Source organism: Paenibacillus sp. FSL H8-0260, from assembly GCF_045040625.1.
Lineage (GTDB): Bacteria > Bacillota > Bacilli > Paenibacillales > Paenibacillaceae > Paenibacillus_AQ > Paenibacillus_AQ odorifer.
On record NZ_CP150298.1, the window covers coordinates 6,507,454 to 6,527,016 of the forward strand.

The 19,563-nt window shown below is 44.2% G+C and carries 15 protein-coding genes; 5 read left to right on the top strand and 10 right to left on the bottom strand.

The annotated features are described in order from the left end of the window. Positions 1 to 4 precede the first annotated feature (4 nt). On the top strand, positions 5 to 724 hold the full coding sequence (locus MHI51_RS28945) for a 3-ketoacyl-ACP reductase (RefSeq protein ID WP_036681981.1): 720 nt from the start codon (positions 5 to 7) through the stop codon (positions 722 to 724). 885 nt (positions 725 to 1,609) lie between these two features. Further along, positions 1,610 to 1,921 (top strand): antibiotic biosynthesis monooxygenase, encoded by a 312-nt coding sequence (locus MHI51_RS28950; protein ID WP_076179209.1) that lies wholly within the window; start codon positions 1,610 to 1,612, stop codon positions 1,919 to 1,921. Between the two features lie 517 nt (positions 1,922 to 2,438). Here the strand turns inward: MHI51_RS28950 and MHI51_RS28955 are convergent. From MHI51_RS28955 to cidR, 7 genes are all read right to left on the bottom strand, one after another. Beyond that, positions 2,439 to 4,664, bottom strand: a complete 2,226-nt coding sequence (locus tag MHI51_RS28955; protein ID WP_341004078.1) for an MMPL family transporter — start codon at positions 4,662 to 4,664, stop codon at positions 2,439 to 2,441. A gap of 211 nt (positions 4,665 to 4,875) precedes the next feature. Further along, positions 4,876 to 6,771, bottom strand: a complete 1,896-nt coding sequence (locus tag MHI51_RS28960) for an ABC transporter ATP-binding protein (RefSeq protein WP_076123991.1) — start codon at positions 6,769 to 6,771, stop codon at positions 4,876 to 4,878. Continuing rightward, a complete protein-coding gene (locus MHI51_RS28965; protein ID WP_076123992.1) occupies positions 6,768 to 8,528 on the bottom strand; it encodes an ABC transporter ATP-binding protein in 1,761 nt (586 codons plus the stop codon). Before MHI51_RS28965 ends, MHI51_RS28960 begins: the two co-directional genes overlap by 4 nt. Continuing rightward, positions 8,521 to 8,967, bottom strand: coding sequence for a MarR family winged helix-turn-helix transcriptional regulator (locus MHI51_RS28970; RefSeq protein ID WP_076124352.1), 447 nt, complete (start codon positions 8,965 to 8,967; stop codon positions 8,521 to 8,523). The genes MHI51_RS28965 and MHI51_RS28970 overlap by 8 nt, the downstream gene beginning before the upstream one ends. Before the next feature lie 345 nt (positions 8,968 to 9,312). Continuing rightward, complete coding sequence (locus MHI51_RS28975) at positions 9,313 to 10,710, bottom strand: DNA-binding protein (RefSeq protein WP_076105042.1); 1,398 nt, start codon at positions 10,708 to 10,710, stop codon at positions 9,313 to 9,315. A 164-nt stretch (positions 10,711 to 10,874) separates the two neighbouring features. Then, the gene (locus tag MHI51_RS28980; protein WP_076099698.1) at positions 10,875 to 11,144 is read right to left on the bottom strand and encodes an aspartyl-phosphate phosphatase Spo0E family protein; all 270 of its coding nucleotides are present in this window, start codon (positions 11,142 to 11,144) and stop codon (positions 10,875 to 10,877) included. Between the two features lie 114 nt (positions 11,145 to 11,258). Next, complete coding sequence (gene cidR, locus MHI51_RS28985; RefSeq protein WP_076219737.1) at positions 11,259 to 12,188, bottom strand: cidABC operon transcriptional activator CidR; 930 nt, start codon at positions 12,186 to 12,188, stop codon at positions 11,259 to 11,261. Between the two features lie 111 nt (positions 12,189 to 12,299). On the opposite strand from cidR, the gene MHI51_RS28990 reads away from it, so the two are divergent. Together MHI51_RS28990 and MHI51_RS28995 are read left to right on the top strand one after the other, a co-directional pair. Next, positions 12,300 to 12,674, top strand: coding sequence for a CidA/LrgA family protein (locus MHI51_RS28990; RefSeq protein WP_076123997.1), 375 nt, complete (start codon positions 12,300 to 12,302; stop codon positions 12,672 to 12,674). After that, positions 12,668 to 13,351 carry a CidB/LrgB family autolysis modulator gene (locus MHI51_RS28995; RefSeq protein ID WP_076123999.1) on the top strand — a complete coding sequence of 228 codons (684 nt, stop codon included), beginning with the start codon at positions 12,668 to 12,670 and terminating at the stop codon, positions 13,349 to 13,351. Before MHI51_RS28990 ends, MHI51_RS28995 begins: the two co-directional genes overlap by 7 nt. A 76-nt stretch (positions 13,352 to 13,427) precedes the next feature. On the opposite strand, the gene MHI51_RS29000 is transcribed toward MHI51_RS28995, so the two are convergent. Together MHI51_RS29000 and MHI51_RS29005 are read right to left on the bottom strand one after the other, a co-directional pair. Beyond that, positions 13,428 to 14,396 (bottom strand): Gfo/Idh/MocA family protein, encoded by a 969-nt coding sequence (locus MHI51_RS29000; protein WP_076276244.1) that lies wholly within the window; start codon positions 14,394 to 14,396, stop codon positions 13,428 to 13,430. 53 nt (positions 14,397 to 14,449) lie between these two features. Beyond that, positions 14,450 to 16,762 (bottom strand): helicase C-terminal domain-containing protein, encoded by a 2,313-nt coding sequence (locus MHI51_RS29005; RefSeq protein WP_076276245.1) that lies wholly within the window; start codon positions 16,760 to 16,762, stop codon positions 14,450 to 14,452. A 282-nt stretch (positions 16,763 to 17,044) separates the two neighbouring features. On the opposite strand from MHI51_RS29005, the gene MHI51_RS29010 reads away from it, so the two are divergent. After that, positions 17,045 to 18,910 carry an LTA synthase family protein gene (locus tag MHI51_RS29010; protein WP_405173431.1) on the top strand — a complete coding sequence of 622 codons (1,866 nt, stop codon included), beginning with the start codon at positions 17,045 to 17,047 and terminating at the stop codon, positions 18,908 to 18,910. A gap of 112 nt (positions 18,911 to 19,022) precedes the next feature. On the opposite strand, the gene MHI51_RS29015 is transcribed toward MHI51_RS29010, so the two are convergent. Further along, positions 19,023 to 19,454 carry a MarR family winged helix-turn-helix transcriptional regulator gene (locus MHI51_RS29015; protein WP_081383619.1) on the bottom strand — a complete coding sequence of 144 codons (432 nt, stop codon included), beginning with the start codon at positions 19,452 to 19,454 and terminating at the stop codon, positions 19,023 to 19,025. Positions 19,455 to 19,563: the final 109 nt, after the last annotated feature.

The following is a 19,563-nucleotide window of genomic DNA, read 5'->3' on the forward strand; positions in this document are numbered from 1 at the left end:
AGAGATGGATTTGAGAGGAAAGAGTGTTGTAATTACTGGTGCAGGCAAAGGGATCGGAAAAGCCTTGGCTATGGCACTGGCTAAGGAAGGTGCTAATTTAGGCCTGATCTCCAGAACTTCAGGTGATCTCGAAGCGTTAAAATCAGCCTTAACGGAAGTATATGACGTTAAAGTCAGCATTGCCGTGGCCGATATCGCCGTACGCGAAGAAGCTGAACGTGCTGTTGCTTCCCTGCAAAATGAGCTTGGAGCATTTGATGCATTAATCAACAATGCCGGGATCGCAAAATTCGGCACTTTAGTAGAAATGGACCCTGCTGACTGGGAGCGCCACATCCAAGTTAATCTCTACGGTACTTATTACGTAACTCGTGCTGCGCTGCCTGCGATGATTGAGAAAAATGGCGGAAATATCATCAATATTTCATCCACAGCCGGAGAACGCGGCTTCGCGACAGGCTCTGCTTATTGCGCGTCCAAGTTCGCTCTCATGGGCATGACCGAAGCCCTCGCACAAGAAGTGCGCAAACACAATATCCGCGTCGTAGCCTTGACTCCAAGCACCGTCAACACTGGCCTAGCTTCCAATGCTGGACTTAAAATCGGTGACGAAGACCGCATGATGCAACCTGAAGATGTTGCTGAATTGGCACTGACAGCTTTGAAGCTGCCGGATCGCGTCTTCCTAAAAACAGCAGGACTATGGACCACCAATCCGCAATAAAATCGCGCTGGACGCGGGGGAGCCGGGTGATCTGGGGTGATTGCACTTTGTGCGGGATAACGCTTCAGGATTGCTCTGCTCCGTTTTCTAATTGCACTTTGTGCAATTGAATCCCTCTAGTTGAGGGCGAAACCTTGGGTGATTGCACTTTGTGCAATCAGTTTAGTGGCTCCCCTCCTTTTTAGGCGATTTGGGCTTGATTCTATTGTACAGAATGCAACAGACTGCCTTATTCAGATAACATTCAGTCCATTCTGTTGCACATTCTGCAATGCAACTTCATTTGGGGGCTTTATTAGGGAACTGGGACTGGAATTAGGTGCTAGCTGTAATGGTGGTTTTGAGTAAAAACTTTGGAGTTGGGTTGGCACTTTGGCTAAGAGTAACATTACGGTTGAGGTGGCACTTTACTTGCGGTAGTTACTTTAACGTGCAGTAGTTACTTTAACTTGCTATAGCCACTTTACTTGCAGTAGACACTTTGATTTTCCGCAGGTACCTGAGTTTGCACAATACTTAACGTTTAAATAGATAATAGTTGCACTTTGTACATCTATTCAGCGCAATTAGAGGAGAAATCATACTTTAATTGCACTCTATACAGTTAAAAGAAGGCTAATCTCGGCGATTCACCAGATTCGCATAAATTAGTTGCAGAGAATACACTTATTCGATCGTTTCTGGTGTTACGGATAATTTAAGTGTACAAAGTGCAATTAAACGCCCGCACTCTTGTGTCTTGTGGGATGGTCTTTTATTTTGTAAGTTGAAAATCACGATGTTACCTTGAGATATTGGCTAATTTTCGAGGTTCCCATGTTATATTATTTCGATTCACAATGTCCTGAAAAATATACTAACTTTCTGATCGGAGGTTTATCTATCATGCTGGTAGTAACTAATACTATTAAAGTAAAAGAAGGCCATGGCGAAGCTATTGCTCAACGTTTCGGAGGAAATAATGGTGTGCAGGATATGCCAGGGTTTGTACGTATGGAGGTTTGGCGTGGAAATGCCAAGGAAGGTGTCGAGGAATTAAAAATCTGCACCGTATGGGAGAATGAGGATGCATTCAAAGGCTGGACCTCCAGCGAGTCCTTCCGTCAGTCGCACCGTGGTGCTGGTGGTAATGACGCAATCCTGGGTGCTTCCATCGATAAATATGAATTAATGATCAGCCGCACGCCCAGTAACTAAGGATTTGGACCACCCAAACAGAGCAGTAGCTAGATTGAACCAGCAGTGTGTACGGAATGGTAGCCCGATAAGTACAGTTAACTAATTGATTATTACTGCTAGGTAACCGGTGCTACGAGCTAATTGACTATTATTGATGCAGCCACCTAATTGTCTTTTACCACTGGGCTTTCCAATGCAGCACGCTAATTGTCTTCTACCACTGGGCTTTCCAATGCAGCACGCTAATTGTCTTCTACCACTGGGCTTTCCAATGCAGCACGCTAATTGTCTTTTACCACTGGGCTAAGAGAATCAGCGGGCTAATCAACACAGTTATCGCTTCTAGATACTAATTAGCACAGTGAATACTTAGAGTAACTATCGTCTAGCAGACTGATTAGCCTAATAGATACAATTAAGTTAGTTGGTACAAGCAGCGCTATTATCCAGCGATGTCCTGTGCCCAAGCCTAAAACAAACAGGGATGTCCGGAGCCAATATGGCTCTGAGACATCCCTATTTGTTTATAAACTCATTATTTACTTACATCTGGCAGAGGGGTCTCCACCTCTTGATGTTTACCCGGCCAGAACGACCAACGGCCAAAGAGCGTTGTAATAGCTGGTACAAGGAACGGCCGAACCACGAAGGTATCCAGCAGAACACCAAGAGCGGTGATAATACCGAACTGCACAAGCACCTGAATCGGCAAGCTTGCCAATACAGCAAATGTACCTGCCAGAATGAGGCCGGCAGAGGTAATTACCGAGCTGGTCTCATTCACTCCTTCCGCGATAGCCTGCTTAAGCGGCATGGTTTTACGCTTTTTCCAGATATTCGAGATCATGAAGATGTTGTAGTCTTCTCCAAGTGCCACCAAGAAAACAAAGGAATACAGTGGGATCGCTCCCTGAATAGCATCTGCTCCCATCACATAGTGAATGATAATCCAGCCTAAGCCAAGCGCTGAGAAGAAGGAGAGAATAACAGTGCCGACCAGATAGATGGTGGCCACTATTGAACGCAGATATATCAACAACAGTACGGTGATCATTCCGATGACTACGGGGATAATCAGATCGGTGTCCCGATCCCCAATCTCTTTAGTGTCGTGCTGTGTCGCCGTCTGTCCGCTTACCCACACGTGATCCGCAGGGTTCGCAACGTCTACATCGATTAATGCCTGCTCTGCGGTATCAAGAAGGGTGGGAATATGCCCCATCGCTTCTAGTGAGTAAGGATTGCTTTTAAATTCAATATCAAAACCAACAATATCTTTGTTTACTGCCCCCTGCTGCGGATCGGAAACCGTGTCCACATAGGTGAGTCCGCCAAGAATGACCTTTAGATCCTCTCCGCTCGCTTTTCCTTGGGTATCAATAATCAGCTTCGCTGGAGCTAATTCTCCGGGAGAGAACTGTTTGCCAATAAGGTCGAAACCTTCGCGGGATTCCATATTTTTAGGAAAAGAGGATAGGATATCATAGGTAAATTTGATGCCACTGGAGAATGAAGCCAGAATCCCCAGTCCGATAACGGTCACACCCACGATAGCCCATGGCCGGGTTACTACCAAGCCGCCAATACCCTTTTTACGGGAAACCTTGGGTTCAGGAACAGGTTTGCCTTTAGCCTTAGCCCGTTCTACCTCCATTTGCGGTGTGCGCGGAATGAATGGGAAGAACGAGGTCCGTCCGAAGATTGCCAGCAGTGCTGGTACGAGAGTTAGACTGGCAATTCCCATGATGAAGATAGACACGCTAAATGGAACGGCAAATCGATGATAAGCTCCATACTTAGCCAGCAATAACGCGAACAGCGCGAGCACGACGGTGAAGCCACTCATAGCAATGGCACCTGAAGATTCGGTAATGGAGCGAAGAAGCGCACGACTCTTACTCTCTTCTACCTTCAATAACTGCCGGAACCGTGAGATCAGGAACAGGCAATAGTCCGTACCAGCTCCGAATAGCAAAACAGTCATAATCGAGACAGCCTGTGAATCCACTGTGATCCAGCCTTCTTGTGCCATTTTTCCAAGAATCGGACTAGTTACACCATAAGCGAATCCAACCGCAATAAGTGGAATAAAAGCCAAGATCGGTGAACGATAAATCACCAATAAGAACACCAGCACAAGCATAACCGTAGCAATTAACAAGGAAACGTCTGCGTTCTGAAACAGGCCTGAAGCATCTATAGAGATGCCCACTGGACCCGTAACACGTAAACTCAGGTCTTTTCCATCTACCTTAGCCGCGGAGGGGTCTCCACCCGTCTCTGTGTTTATGATCTTCTTCATTTCTGTCACAGCTTCACCGAGCTGATCACTATCTGCCGTTTTATCAAAAAGCACCGGGGTTACCAGCGTGCTAAGATCCTCAGATAACGAGGCTTGTAATGCCTGTGGCGGCAGTTGTCCTAATGGGGGAACAAAATTCTGATGGGGCAATGGTTGCTGCTCCAACTTCTTGTACACAGCAGTGATATGTACTAAATCATCTTGTGAAAGCCCACCTTCTCTATGCCATACGAGCAGCGCCGGCACTCCACTTCCACTAGGGAATTCTTGCTCTGCAATAGCTGCTGCCTGTACCGATTGTGAATCATCTGGGAGGTTAGGCGCATTATTAGCAACCTGAGAATTCACTGCAGGCCATAACAGGGTAAGTGCACCTACAAGCACTATCCATACGAGAAGAGTAATCCACTTCGTCTTTTTTCCTGCCACCCATTTTCCGTAGCCTGACATTCCCTTCATCCTCTCCTTTACCTTGCAGCCTTAAAAATGAGCCGCTGGTCATTTTTTATTCTATCATATATATGCTTTAATTTTTAATCAAACTTTTTTTATTTTTCAAAAAATTAAAACACATCATCACATATAAAATACCCCTCTCTTCACATAAAAAATCAGCAACATGTGAAAAGAGGGGTTTATGGGTTATCTATACTTTTTTCTTCACTTCAATTTAGCCTACGTCCAAATCTCCTTCAGAGAACTGACTGTTATAGAGATCCGCATAGAATCCGCCTTGGGCCAGCAGTTCTTCGTGGTTGCCTTTCTCGATTACACTACCTTGATTCATGACAAGGATGAGATCCGCATCACGAATCGTCGAGAGACGATGGGCAATAACGAAGCTGGTTCTGTTTTGCATCAGCGCATTCATCGCTTTTTGAATCAGCAATTCAGTCCGTGTATCGACACTGCTCGTTGCTTCATCAAGAATAAGGATCGATGGATCGGCCAGAATAGCGCGAGCAATAGTAATCAACTGCTTCTGTCCTTGTGAAATATTAGAAGCTTCTTCATTTAACACCGTATTGTAGCCAAGCGGAAGTGTGCGGATAAAGTGATCGGCATGTGCAGCTTTGGCAGCCCGCACCACATCAGCTTCAGATGCACCTTCACGACCGTAAGCAATGTTGTCACGAATCGTACCGTTAAAGAGCCAGGTATCCTGAAGCACCATACCAAACTTGCTACGTAGGTCACTCCGTTTCATGTCGGTAATGTTGACGCCATCAATGATAATTTCCCCGTCGTTAAGCTCGTAGAAGCGCATCAGCAGGTTAATCAAAGTGGTTTTACCAGCACCAGTAGGACCGACAATCGCTATAGTCTGACCTGGACTAACCTCAATATTCATGTCCTCAATCAGAATAGCATCCTCTTTATAGCCGAATTTCACATGACGGAACTCAACGGAACCTTCCGGAGCACCTTCATCAAGCTTCACAAGTGTAGTATTAACTTCCTTAACTTCCTCTTCTTCATCCAGAAGTTCAAATACACGTTCTGCGGAAGCAATGGTGGATTGAATAATGTTAGCAATATTAGCCGTTTGTGCAATCGGCTGGGTGAACTGACGTGAATATTGAATGAAGGCTTGAATATCCCCGACATCAATCATTTTTTTAGTAACAAAAATACCACCCACAACACAGATAAGCACATAACCCAAGTTACCGATAAACATCATAAGCGGCATAATCATACCTGACATAAATTGAGACCGCCAGCCAGAATCATAAAGCTTATCATTTATTTCATCAAAATCTTTAAGCGACTGCGGTTCGCGGCCGAAAGCTTTAATAATCCGGTGCCCCGTATACATTTCCTCTACATGACCATTCAACTGGCCAAGCGATTTCTGCTGTCTCACAAAATAAGTCTGCGAACGTTTAGAGATCGCCATAATCACAATAAAGCTGAGTGGCAACGTAGTAATCGTGATTAACGTCAGCCATGGGCTGATGGTAAGCATCATCACAATAACACCAATAATAGTGACGATTGAAGTAATTAGCTGCGTTAAACTTTGCTGCAACGTGGTACTGATGTTATCCACGTCATTCGTAGCACGGCTAAGAATTTCCCCGTGTGTACGGGAGTCAAAATATTTTAAAGGTAAACGCTCCAGCTTGCTGTTGATCTGCTCACGCATGTCATAAACTACCTTCTGCGCTACACCAGCCATTACATACTGCTGAATGTAACTAAACAGAGCACTAAGCAGATACAATCCCGCGAGCAGGATCAGAATATCATTAATATATCCAAAATCAATGGAGGCACCCTCTACACCCATCAGTTTACCGTAAGCACCTTCGAACAGTTTGGTTGTAGCTTTACCCATAACTTTTGGACTGAAGATACTGAACACCGTACTGGCAATCGCCATAATTAGTACAATAATCAATTGAACCATACGCGGGCGCAAGTATTTGATTAGGCGACGAAGTGTACCTTTAAAATCTTTAGCTTTTTCTGCCGGCATCCTCATTCCAGGACCACCCGGTCCACCCGGACCTTTATGGCCGCGGGGAGCTGCAGGTTTATGTTCTCTGTTTTGTTCACTCATGCTATTTCCTCCTCTGACAGCTGCGAGGATACGATCTCGCGGTACACATCACTGCTCTCGAGCAGTTCACGGTGAGTGCCCATTCCAGCAATTTCACCCTCATCAATTACAATAATCCGGTCCGCATCCATAACGGTGCTAACCCGTTGAGCTACGATCAATACGGTGGATTCCGTAGTTTCAGATTTGAGAGCCGCGCGAAGTTTGGCATCTGTCTTGAAATCAAGAGCTGAGAAGCTATCGTCAAACAGATAAACCTCAGGTTTTCTCACAAGCGCCCGAGCAATGGACAACCGCTGTTTCTGACCACCTGAGACGTTATTCCCGCCCTGAGCAATTTCCGAGTCAAACCCATCCTTCATCGCGGATACGAAATCGTAGGCTTGAGCCACCTTAGATGCATGAATGATTTCTTCATCCGTAGCATCCTCTTTACCGTAGCGGATGTTCTCATTAATCGTACCCGAGAACAATACTGCTTTTTGTGGGATGTAACCGATTTTGCTCCGCAGCTCTTCCTGTGTCATCTCACGTACATCCACTCCGTCTACGCGTACAGCACCTTCATTAACATCATAGAATCTTGGAATCAGGCTAAGCAGTGTAGATTTACCCGATCCGGTACCCCCGATAATCGCGGTAACTTCACCCGGACGAGCACTAAAGCTAATTTTCGAAAGTGCAGGCTGTTCTGCCCCTGGATAGGAAAAAGATACATTCTCAAACTCAACAAAACCACGCAAAGAATCGCGTCCGTCTTTTTTAGTAGCTTGAGCTGTTGTATGCAGTTCACTCTCAGTAGGATCAGTAAATTCAGGCTGCATATCCAGTACCTCATTGATACGCACGGCTGAAGCTGAAGCACGCGGAATTAACACGAACATCATCGATACCATAATCAGAGAGAACATAATTTGCATTGCATATTGGATAAATGCCATCAGGGACCCAACTTGCAAGTCGCCATCACCAATTCGTATTCCACCAAAATAAAGAATAGCAATCATAGAAAAGTTCATTACAATCATCATCAGCGGCATCAGGCCGGCCATAATTTTATTGACCTTGATAGCTGTATCCGTAAGATCACGGTTAGCTTCGGTGAAACGTCTATTCTCATGATCAATCCGGTTAAAAGAACGAATAACACGAATACCTGTCAGATGCTCACGCAGCACCAGGTTTAATTTATCAAGCTTAATCTGAATGGCTTTAAACAGTGGCAGACCCTTCATCCCAATAAAGAAGATCGCCCCTACAAGTACAGGAATAACGACTACAAAAATCAATGATAATTTAGCATCTTCAGATACTGCCATGATGATACCACCAATCATCATCATCGGTGCTCCGATCATCATGCGCAACATCATAGTAAGTACCGTTTGAACTTGTGTAATATCATTTGTTGTACGTGTAATCAAGGAAGCTGTACCCAGCTTATCGAATTCATGCAGCGTAAAATTTTCTACATGGTTAAATACTCGTGCACGGGTGAGCTTACCAAACCCGGCTGCTACTTTTGCCGATAAGTAACTGGCAATTACCGAACATAAAGCACCGCCACCTGCAACCAGGAGCATGAAACTACCTATTTTCCAAATATAAGCGCGATCTCCTTGAACAATCCCTTTGTCGACGATGTCGGACATCAGAGTAGGAAGGTATAAATCGCCCATGGACTGCAAAAATACAAGGATTAATACAGCACCAATAGCTACCCTAAAAGGCTTCAGTTGTTTAAATAATTTAATCAAGCTTCTCATCTCCGTTCATTTGTAGCCTATCCCAATCAGGTGGTGGATTATCCTCAACGTATTCATGTACCTTAAGCAATAGCTCTGTGAGCTGTTTAGTGTCTTTTTCGCCTAAGTGTTGCACAAGCTTATCAAGCATCACATCACGATAATGTTCTGCTTTTCGTGTGAGTTCTTTTCCACTTTCCGTTAATTTCACGCGTACAACTCTTCGATCCGAAGGATCCGCGCGTCTTTCCACCATCTGTTTCGCTTCAAGACTGTTAATCAGCTGCGTGATGGTAGGAGGAGTGAATCCAAGTAGTCGGCTGATTTCAGACACCTTGAGACCCTCTTCATCAGAATGATTCCATTTTTCAATGCATATCATTAAAGTCATCTCACTTGGCTTGTGGCCTTCAACGCCCTTTTGCCATTGAGCTTTGTGCAGGCGTTTCATCGCCGCAAAAAGCCCGTGTGCGACTGAATTTTCAGTATTTTCTGTATTTCCTCCGTTTATCCCAATTTCCTTCACCTCTATTTTAGTTAGGTCAACTAATTATTAAACACTATATTATTTAGGCTACCTAATTATATTTTCGCCAGATTGCTTTGTCAAATTATGAATGCGCTATCAATTATTACGAAAAAGAAAACTCCCTAGCACGAGTGCAAGGGAGTAGTTATGCGTATATGTATCTGTATATAGAATATTGCCAAGGATAACCTTTAGAATCCTGCTCCGTGCTCATAAGTTGTGATTGGTCCGTTACTTCCGGAACCAACTGGGCCGATAATGATGAAGCTAAACAATGCTAAAATGCCTGCCATCATCAATAGTGATTTTTTCATCTTTTCTCACCTCCCTTATCAGCTTTCTGTATTTCTCCTGTTGATTCAGAGTTGCATAGTCCCTATTGGTCTCAAACAAGGTCACGCACTTAATGAAGTCTATTCCATTATTAGTCTTAATAGATAACTCTAAAGACTGTATGATATAGTCCACACCCGTAATATATTGTCCATTGTTTATTAGATACATGGCAATTTGATAGTACAACCGATATAATCGGTCAATATTAATGGGATCTTCAAACTGTTCAAATCGTAACATTTCCCGTGCAAAACGTTTAAGCACATCGTCTACAGAAAATCTGTAATGATTAGCCGATTCCATAATAATAATGAGTCCTGGCAATATTTCTCCGGGGTGCTCAGCCAAAAAAGCTACATAGTCCGGTACAACCTTTACGTTTCCCTCCAACATTTCCAGTGTGAAACTGTTCCCAACTGCAAATAATCGGAATTGTTCTACAGCTTGCTGGCCTACTTCATCCAACATCTCAAACCAGCCTAAGTCTGCATAACCAGCGGTATATTTCTTCGCCGCTTCATATTGACCTTGCTTCGTCAACGAAATTGCTTTAAGCAAATATCCGTGTCCATAATAAACAACGAGCGGACGTTCCGTACAGAGTTCTTCTCTTCGTTTGTCTCCGCTCCTCCGCAGTTCTTGGCGGTAAACTGCATTGGCTAAAGCTCTCAACTCATCAGCATAGATCTCCATTTCTTCCCATCTGCGAAGGGCGAAACATAGCTGTGTCAGCATCAATAAACCATCTAATTGCAAATTTTCCGGAAGGCGCCCCCTAAAAGGACTAAAGCTAATGACTGCGCGTAGCTTCTCCTCCATATCAAGTGTTTGCAAAAATTTAAAATTACGATAATGACTGATCGCGAGACGTTCACTATAACTATCCGACTCGTTCTCTACTACAATCTTGTAAAAAAACATGGATTCCTGAACTTTGCCTTTATTGAATAATTTATCAGCAACAGAATAAATGATATCCAGCGGCTTGGTAGACTCTAATAATCTGCTTATAGTTTCATCAATGCAATTCTGTTTGCCCAATTCAGCACAACGAATCAGAAAAGGCTCCACTCTACGGCGTGAGACCTTCTCATCATTGAAGCATTCATCAACATATAGAGGATATAACCAACCTTCTGGAAAACCAAAGGCTTTTATAATTGCATCTACTTGTCCCAAGGACATAGGCTTCGGCGGATTTCCATGCAGAATTGCACTGAGGCTGCCTCGATTCAGGCCACAAATTTTTGAAAATGAGGCGAGATTATGGCCGGAGCGGGACAAATTTTTCTCAATTTCTGAGCGTATAGTTGTTAACTTTCCCTCCACTCGGCACCCCCAAAGTTTGACTTGAAAAGATTCTATTAATTGACATTATAGGTGAAAGTTATGGATTGTACAACAAATAGATTGTACGACAAATAGAGGAGCCTAATACGCTCCTCTAGATCAGTAACATCTTCATAGTATTATAATTCTATGTTGTTGGTAGTTTAGCTAACAGTGATGGCGGTTTTGGAACTTCTACTATAGGATGTAATGCCGGCTTTCCGGTTGCGCAAATTTTCCATCATCTTATTTTGTGCCAGCAAAATATAGCTGTCTAATCGCTCACTGAGCTCTAGAACAGCACGGTCACTAAGACTGCGTTGCTCTGCAACCTCCAGCAATTCACATCTAAGACTCTCTATAGTTACAAGTAGCTCATCTTCTTTATAATCTTTTCTATGATTATTCTTGGAGGAATTTGGATTTTGTGTCACATCTCTCTCCTTCTCTCTATCAACATCTTCTCCTATCATAAGTCATGATACCAAAAAACATATTTTCAAAAAAAAGAAAAATTGTAGAGCTTCTAACAAAAACGGAATTACTACTTATTCAGAGTCCTCCGCAAGTTCGTCAGGGAGCTCATTTGGATACTGTTCTCGCAAAAGTCCCTTTGCAAAAGCAATCCATTCGCGTGCCGCAAAAGATAAATAACGGTCTCTACGCCACGCCATAGCAAGCTGCCACGGAATTACCGGATCCGTCAAAGGCACAACGACCAATCGTGAACGATCCATATCCCGGCAAATGGTTTCTGGCAGCAATGCGATTCCCATTCCGGCAGCCACCATACGGCTAATTAAGTCCCATTGGGAGCTCTCATAGATAACCTTAGGCTGAAATCCCGCCTTCACACATTCCGTAATAATCCGATCATGCAGCGTGAAATCCTCCCGGAACAGCACAAACTCCTCTTCGGCTAGTTCACTTAACGGAACAAGGTCTGCCTCGGCCAATCTATGTCCAACAGGTAAAATAAGATTCAGCTTCTCTTCAACAAAGGTGAAGCAATGAAGTTTGGCTGTATTTACAGGCAGCACAACCATTCCGATATCCAGCAAGCCCGTTTCCACGTCATCCTCCACTTTTTTCGCGCCATCCTCATGCAGACGAATAGTAACCTGGGGATAACGTTTATGAAATTGACCAATCACCGAAGGAAAAAAGCTCGCTCCTACCATTGGAGGCAGACCGATGCGGATGTGGCCCTGCTCCAAATTTCGTAAGCTATCCAGCTCAGAAGACAAGCTGGCGAACGACTCCACGATATTTTGCGCTTTGGTGAATAGAATTTCCCCCGCATCTGTAAGCCGGACACTTTTTCCTTCACGGTAAAACAGATCAGCTTCCAGCTCGATCTCCATATTCCGGATCATTTTACTGATCGTAGGTTGTGAAATATATAAGGATTCGGCAGCCCGAGTAAAGCTTTTCATTCGTGCTGCTTGGACGAAATATTCTAATTGTCGGATATCCATTTTCCAACCTCCGATCCATAGACAAAAGGAATGTCATTTATTCAATCTATTCATTTTACCTATGAAAACAATTGATGTAAACTTTCATTATCATGAAAGGAGCGAAGCCTTATGAAAAAGATTGTTATAGGCTTGCTGCAGGTAGCGGGACTCACCCTATTCTCATTACTAATCAATGCTGTAACCCCATTTTTGCATATCCCTATTCCCGGAAGCATACTCGGAATGATTATATTGTTTCTTCTGCTTGAGTTTGGTGTCATTCATCTGAATTGGGTTGAAGTTGGTGCTTCTTGGCTACTGGCTGAGCTCTTGCTGTTCTTTATTCCATCTGCTATCGGCGTAATGAAATACGCCAATATTCTGGAAACTGATGGTTTACGAATCCTCGCGGTGGTCATTTTGGGTACGATTGTTGTAATGGCCAGTTCCGGATTACTTACCAGTAGAATTTACAAAGCAAAGGAGCGGAAAGGATCATGTTAAACGCTCTATTATTCTTCGGTCTTACGGTTGCTGTATATCTACTGGCGAAACGCATTTATGCTTCTAGTGGCAAAGTGTACACCTCTCCATTGATCATTACACCCGTGCTTATGATTATCTTCTTACTCATCACAGGCATTACTTATGATTCTTACAATGCGGGAGGCAAATGGCTGACGGATTTGCTGCAACCGGCAACTATGGCCTTTGCAATCCCTCTGCATAAAAACTTCAAGGTGCTCAAAAAGCACGCCGCCGAAATTGCGGCAGGCGTGCTGTCAGGGACGATAACAGCGGTGATCTCTTCCATTCTGCTCGCCAAATGGCTGCATGTCAGCGGCGATCTGGCAGCCAGTCTGGTTCCACGTTCGGTGACTACACCGATCGCTATGAGCATCTCGCAAAGTATCGGCGGTGTACCGAGTATTACTGCAGTCTTCGTCATCATTACCGGGATACTCGGTACAATGATGGGCCCTACAGTACTCCGCATCTTCCGCATTGACAATGAAATCGCGCGTGGTGTATCGCTGGGAACCGCTGCGCATGGTACAGGAACATCCAAGGCCTTCGAGCTTAGTTCGCTGACCGGAACCATCTCCAGTATTGCGATGATTCTGTCCGCGCTGTTATCCATAGGTGTGGCGCCAGCTTTACTCGCAATATTCCTCCACTAGGCTAACCCAGCTTGAGCCAAGGACATGTCTCTTTAGCACATCTAAGGCGGCATGTCCTTTTTTTAAGAATCCAAACTTAGAATTTAACCGGAAGTCCACTTTGTGCGGACTCGTAAGCCGCACAAGTTACTTTAAGCGTCTTGAATCCATCCTCATAGTCACTGAGAATACGCGAACGATCTCCTGTCCGTACAGCATACAGAAAAGCTTCACTTTCCACTAAATATGGATTTCCTGTGTTTTCAAATTCGGTGCTATTGCCACTTCGCACTTCCAAGAGACGATCCGGGTTCCAGTCCAGCAATCCCCGATCATTATAGAAACTAAGACCTACACTTCCTACCGGATCAGGCAGCACACATGTATTTGAAATATTAGCTATGATCCCATTCTCAAGCTTCAGAGATACGGTACCTACATCGGCTACACTCACACCTTCATGCTGCTCATGCATAATTCGATTTCCGAACATGCCGTATACTTCTTTTACCTCTCCTGCCAGATAACGCACCAAATCGACGATATGAGTGGTTTGCTCGGTGAACTGTCCTCCAGATTGCTCCTGATCACGCCACCAAGCTACGCCCGGCATGCCGCCCATCCACTGGCCCATGACCATACCGATCTTGTCACCACGTAATGTTTCCTTGAGCCTTTTAACATTCTCTTGATAGCGGAAATGGTAGCCTACCGAGGTCAATAAATTATGTTCTTTAATATCTTGCAGCAAGCTGGCAGGAATTTCAGTAGTCATACTAAGCGGCTTTTCTATAAAAAAGGGAATATCCCTCTTGATTAATGAACGTTCAATCGCACCATGAGATTGTGGAGGCACACAGATATAAACAGCATCAAGCTTCTCCGCATCCAACATCTCTGTAATATTACCATATCCAGCAGCTCCATATGGACGTGCCATATCTTCGCCTTTGGCTTTACTGCTTCCACAGACTGCCTGCAACTGGACATCAGCCATCCCTGCCAGCAAATCAGCATGTACCTTAGAGAACCAACCTGTACCCACAATACCCACTTTTATTGTCATATTATTTCCTCCTGCCGATTGATTATGAATACCCTTTCGTAGATTATAACCTCTTATGAGCGTATAAGATAATCTCTCCATTCTTCGGGAAGCAAATGCATATATGGACTCTGCAAAAAACGGTCATCCGCCAACACGATAATGCCCGTATCCGTCTCGCTGCGAATCAACCTGCCTCCGGCTTGGAGTACCTTACACATTCCCGGATAGACATAGGCATAATCAAAGCCATTTTTTCCTCTGGCATTAAAATATTGACGCAGCAGATTGCGTTCAAGACCAAGCTGTGGCAGGCCAACGCCAACAACCATAACCCCATTGAGGCGATCCCCTGGCAGATCCACACCTTCTGAAAAAATCCCTCCAAGTACAGCAAATCCCAATAACGTCTCGTCATTATCTGGACTAAATGCGGCTAAAAAACTTTCTCTAGCTTGCTCGCTCATGCCAGTATCCTGCATCAATGTCCGGATTTCAGGGTAATACTCCGTAAAGGCCTGATATACGTTTTGCAAATAGAGGTACGAAGGAAAAAACACCAGATAGTTGCCCTTTTTAGAGACCATTTGGCTCAGTGCTTTAGTCAACGGAACTAGGGAGGCTTCCCGGTCATGATAACGTGTGGAGACAGGTAAGACGGTTACTTCCCACTGCTCTTTCTGAAAAGGGGAAGACACGGTTAAACTGTAATCTTCCTCCGCAGCACCAATCATATCCCGGTAGTAAGATAATGGAGAAAGTGTAGCTGAGAACAGGATCTGACTGCGAAAGCTCTTGGACATCTGCCGTAGCAGATGCGAGGGATCCAAATTGAATAGCTTGAGATAGACATCCCCTCTACGAACCTCCGCATAGGTAATGTAGCGTTCATCATAGGTCTTAAAGGTGCGGAGCATGCCCTGAACTGCAAAATAGGTATCCAAGAGGACATTTTCCCCTTCTCCTTCCCCATTCAGTGAGACAATACTGGAGCTCGGGTTAATAAGCTCCTGTTCCGCCTCCAAAGAAAATATCTCAAGCAAAGCCGGCAGCTCCTCCGGGAACGAGTCCCACTGCCCTTGCCCCTCTTCATTGCAAATTTTGCGAAGGGAGATGAAAAAAGCATTCACCGATTTAGCGGCTGTACTCAAATTCCGGTTCATTTCTTTATATTGGCGCTGGATTTCCAGGAAAGGGGCTTTCAGCAAAGAGGCGGAGAACATCTCCCGTCCCCGGTCTACCAGGTTATGTGCTTCATCTACTAGAAGTACCGTTTCTCTCTTTCTTTCCTCTGTTAGCCGTTTCAGACTGATGCGAGGATCATATATATAATTGTAATCGCAGATCACAGCATCACAGGCATAGGCTGCATCCAACGAGAACTCAAATGGGCACACTTTGTGTTTGTGAGCATACAGTGCAAGGGTGTCTCTGCTCATCAGCGTCTCATGCTCTAACAGATCCATTAATGCCTCGTTGATCCGGTCATAATAACCATCCGTATAAGGACAGGAATCCTTACCACATATCCCCTCTTCGCGAAAACAGGCCTTCTCTTTAGCGGTAAGTGTGATGACATGCAGCTGAAGACCCTGCGTTAGCAACAGCGAGATGGCTTCCTGCGCGGCAAAACGGGTAACCGTCTTTGCCGTTAAATAGAACAATCCTTTAGCTTGTCCTTCGCCCATCGCTTTAAGGACAGGGAACAACGTCGACATTGTTTTCCCGATACCTGTGGGGGCTTGAGCGAACAGACTGACCTTTTCCACGACGGACTTGTATACAGCTCCTGCAAAATGACGTTGTCCCTTTCGATAAGAGGAGAACGGAAAGCTCAACTCCCGAAGACTCTGCTCCTTCTTAGCATCATGACGAACCATCATCTCAGCGTATGGAGCATATCTAGCCACTGTGTCATTCACAAATGAAATCAGTTCTTCAAAAGACAACGTTCGGTACAAGCTTTTTTGCTCATCAGTGGCCCGGTGGACATAGGTAAGCTTAACCTGAATAGAAGAAAGCTCTTGCTCCAGAGCCACCATATATGCGTACATCAGCGCCTGTGCCCAATGAACCTCATGTCCTTCATCCAGTAAATCCAGCAGTCCGGAGGTTGATTTGATTTCTTCGACCGTAAAGCTCCCATCCTCCGAGACAAGCAATCCATCACAACGCCCATCTACAACATAAAGCAGGTTTCCATAAGGAATCTCCGTTTTCAAATAAACCTCCTTGCGGTCACCTTCCTTATATTGCTTTTGGATCTTCTGATGAATTCTTGTGCCTTCGATCATAGCGCCCGTTCCATGAAAGCCAGGTTCAATGCTTCCGCTGCGAAAAACATATTCAACGAGAGTTCTAACTGATAAAGCTACTGTAGAGCTCATCCAGCATCACCTCCTTTTATTATCCATATATCCTTTTTGTTCCCAATTGCCATTTTAGTCCTGAATTCGCTGTATAACCCTGCATGAGAGCAGGAGCGTCAGCTTCAACCCTTTGTGTTCAACTTTACGCGCTTCACTAAGCTTATACTTAGGTTCTCGATTTTTGACATTCTATAGCCAGCCCTGCATAATAAATTTAATTACTATGGAATTATTTTGTCTGGGCGCTGTTTCTTCCTAGCCGGGAAATGGCGTTTTATCATGTAGAAAGAAGGCGAAGCTGTGTCATCCTTTAACTTTAAACAGTGGATCGTTAAACCTTTTGTGTTTTTCACAATAATTTTTATTCTAAAAGCTTTCTTGGCATGGGGCGTAATCTTTGACGATATATTGCCCTGGAAATCATTATTAACTGAAATCCCCTTTGCTTGGGCGCTCTTCTGTATCATTGAACGTTTTGGTTCCAAGCGCAAGCTCGGATATTACATGACCGTAAATTTATTAGTGACAGCCATTTTCTTCGCAGCCATTATGTATTTTAAATATTACGGTGTTATTGTGACTTACCATGCAGCGGAGCAGGTGAATCAAGTCACCGCCGTCAGCAACAGCGTATTCTCACTAATGGATCCATACTACCTGCTGATTTTTACAGACATCATTATTCTTGGCGTCTACTTCTTCTTTAATAAAAAAGGCCGGGTCTATAAGAAAGAGAATATCAACCACCGCCGTGGCGGAAAACTTAAGTATAGTGTTCTGTTTGCAGTCTCACTTGCTTTATGTTTGTTCAACATCTTGCCTAATAAGGCCAGTATGAACGAAATTAAGAAAGCTCAAGAAATGGGAATTCTTAATTATGAAGCTTATACGATCTTCGCTAAAGAAGAGCCTGAGCTAGTCGATTCAAGTGACATTACACAGGATGCCATCAACAAATTGAAGGGGATTAATACTGCGGCTAGTTCTCCACTTCAAGGCATCGCTAAAGGCAAGAACCTTATTATTCTTCAAATGGAATCTTTCCAGAATTTCTTGCTGGGACTTAAATTAGACGGTCAAGAAATTACACCGAACCTGAACAAGGTAATGAAGGACAGTCTTTACTTCCCTAATTTCTATCAAATGGTTGGCCAAGGGAATACGTCGGATGCAGAGTTCGTAGTTAACACTTCCTTCTACATCCCTCCACGTGGAGCGGCAACGATGTCTTATGTGGATAAGGTACTTCCAAGTCTGCCACGCGTGCTTAAAGAAAATGGATATCAGACAGCAACCTTCCACACCAATGTCGTAGAATTCTGGAACCGCGGCGAGCTGTATGACTCCCTCGGCTTCGATCATTATTATGACCGCAAATTTTTTGGTGAAGATGATGTCTTCTTCTTTGGAGCTTCTGATGATACGCTCTACAGTAAGACAGCCGATAAACTAAAAGAAATGGACCAACTGGAGCAGCCTTTTTACGCTCAAGTCATTTCAATGTCAGCGCATCACCCTTTTACTATTCCGGAAGAAAAATACCGCATGAAGCTGCCGGAGCGTTATGAAGGTACTTTTGTTGGTGACTATATCCGTTCCCAGAACTATGCGGATGATGCTTTTGGACATTTTGTAGAAGAGCTTAAAGCAAATGGTGTCTGGGACAATAGTGTAATCATGATTTATGGAGATCATATGGGATTGCCGATTTATTCCCTCGATCATGATGATAAAGAATTGATGACTGAAATCTATGGTCATGAATACAGTTATGCGGATATGATGAACATCCCTCTGCTTATTCATGCAGGTGCTGGCGTAGCATCGCAGACCATTGACGAAGTAGGCGGGGAAGTAGATATCATGCCAACCGCAGCCAGTCTGCTTGGGATTTCATTAGAGAATAACGTATATTTTGGTCAAGATCTACTCAGTCAGACTTATAATTTGCTGCCAGAACGATATTATTTACCTTCTGGTTCATTCATTGCCAGCTCAGGATTGCTTATTCCTGGTAACAGCTTTGAAGACAACACTCAGTACTCTATTTATAACAATGGAACAACGCCGAGTGCCACTGAAGACGAATATAACCGTGCCTTGAGGCTTTTACAGCTTTCCCACAGCTATATCACTCAGTTGCCTGACAAACAACCTAAACAATAAATTACAGGGCGTAGGCAGCCAACGAACAAAAACAGCAGAGCAGCGATTCTCCAATAAGGAGAACCGCTGCTCTGCTGTTTTTATAAAGATATCCATTCCGAAGCTTAGCTGACTAACGCTCCTGGTCCTCGATCATACGGTAATACTCTGCAAAGTTGCGTAGTTCTTCGGGCTTCAGTATGGATAAATGCTCCGCCAGCAGTTCTTTGGACCGGAAATGTCCTTCTTCGAGCACCTGCTGACCTTTTTCGGTGATCGTCACTACAACCGCTCTCCGATCCTTCCCATCCGGCTCACGTTTGATATAACCCAGCACCTCCAAACGGTCCAGCATCACCGTCACCGCACTGGATTTGACCTCCATACATTCTGCCAGCTGTACCACCCGCGACTTCTTTTCTTTCGCTATCATATTTAACAGACCCATCTGTGGCACCGTAAGTCCGAGTTCTTTGTGCAAAGACATTTGAGACATAATCTTACGCTGTACTCTCCACATGGATAGTCCTAGACGATCTATTAACGGATCTATTTGATGTGGCATATTTGTTCAACCCCAATCCGTTTTTAATAACTCAAGCGTACCATTAGAACTGGTTATGATTCAATGGTTTTGTCTACTAAACCATTGAAAGCATGATGGAAAGCGCAAA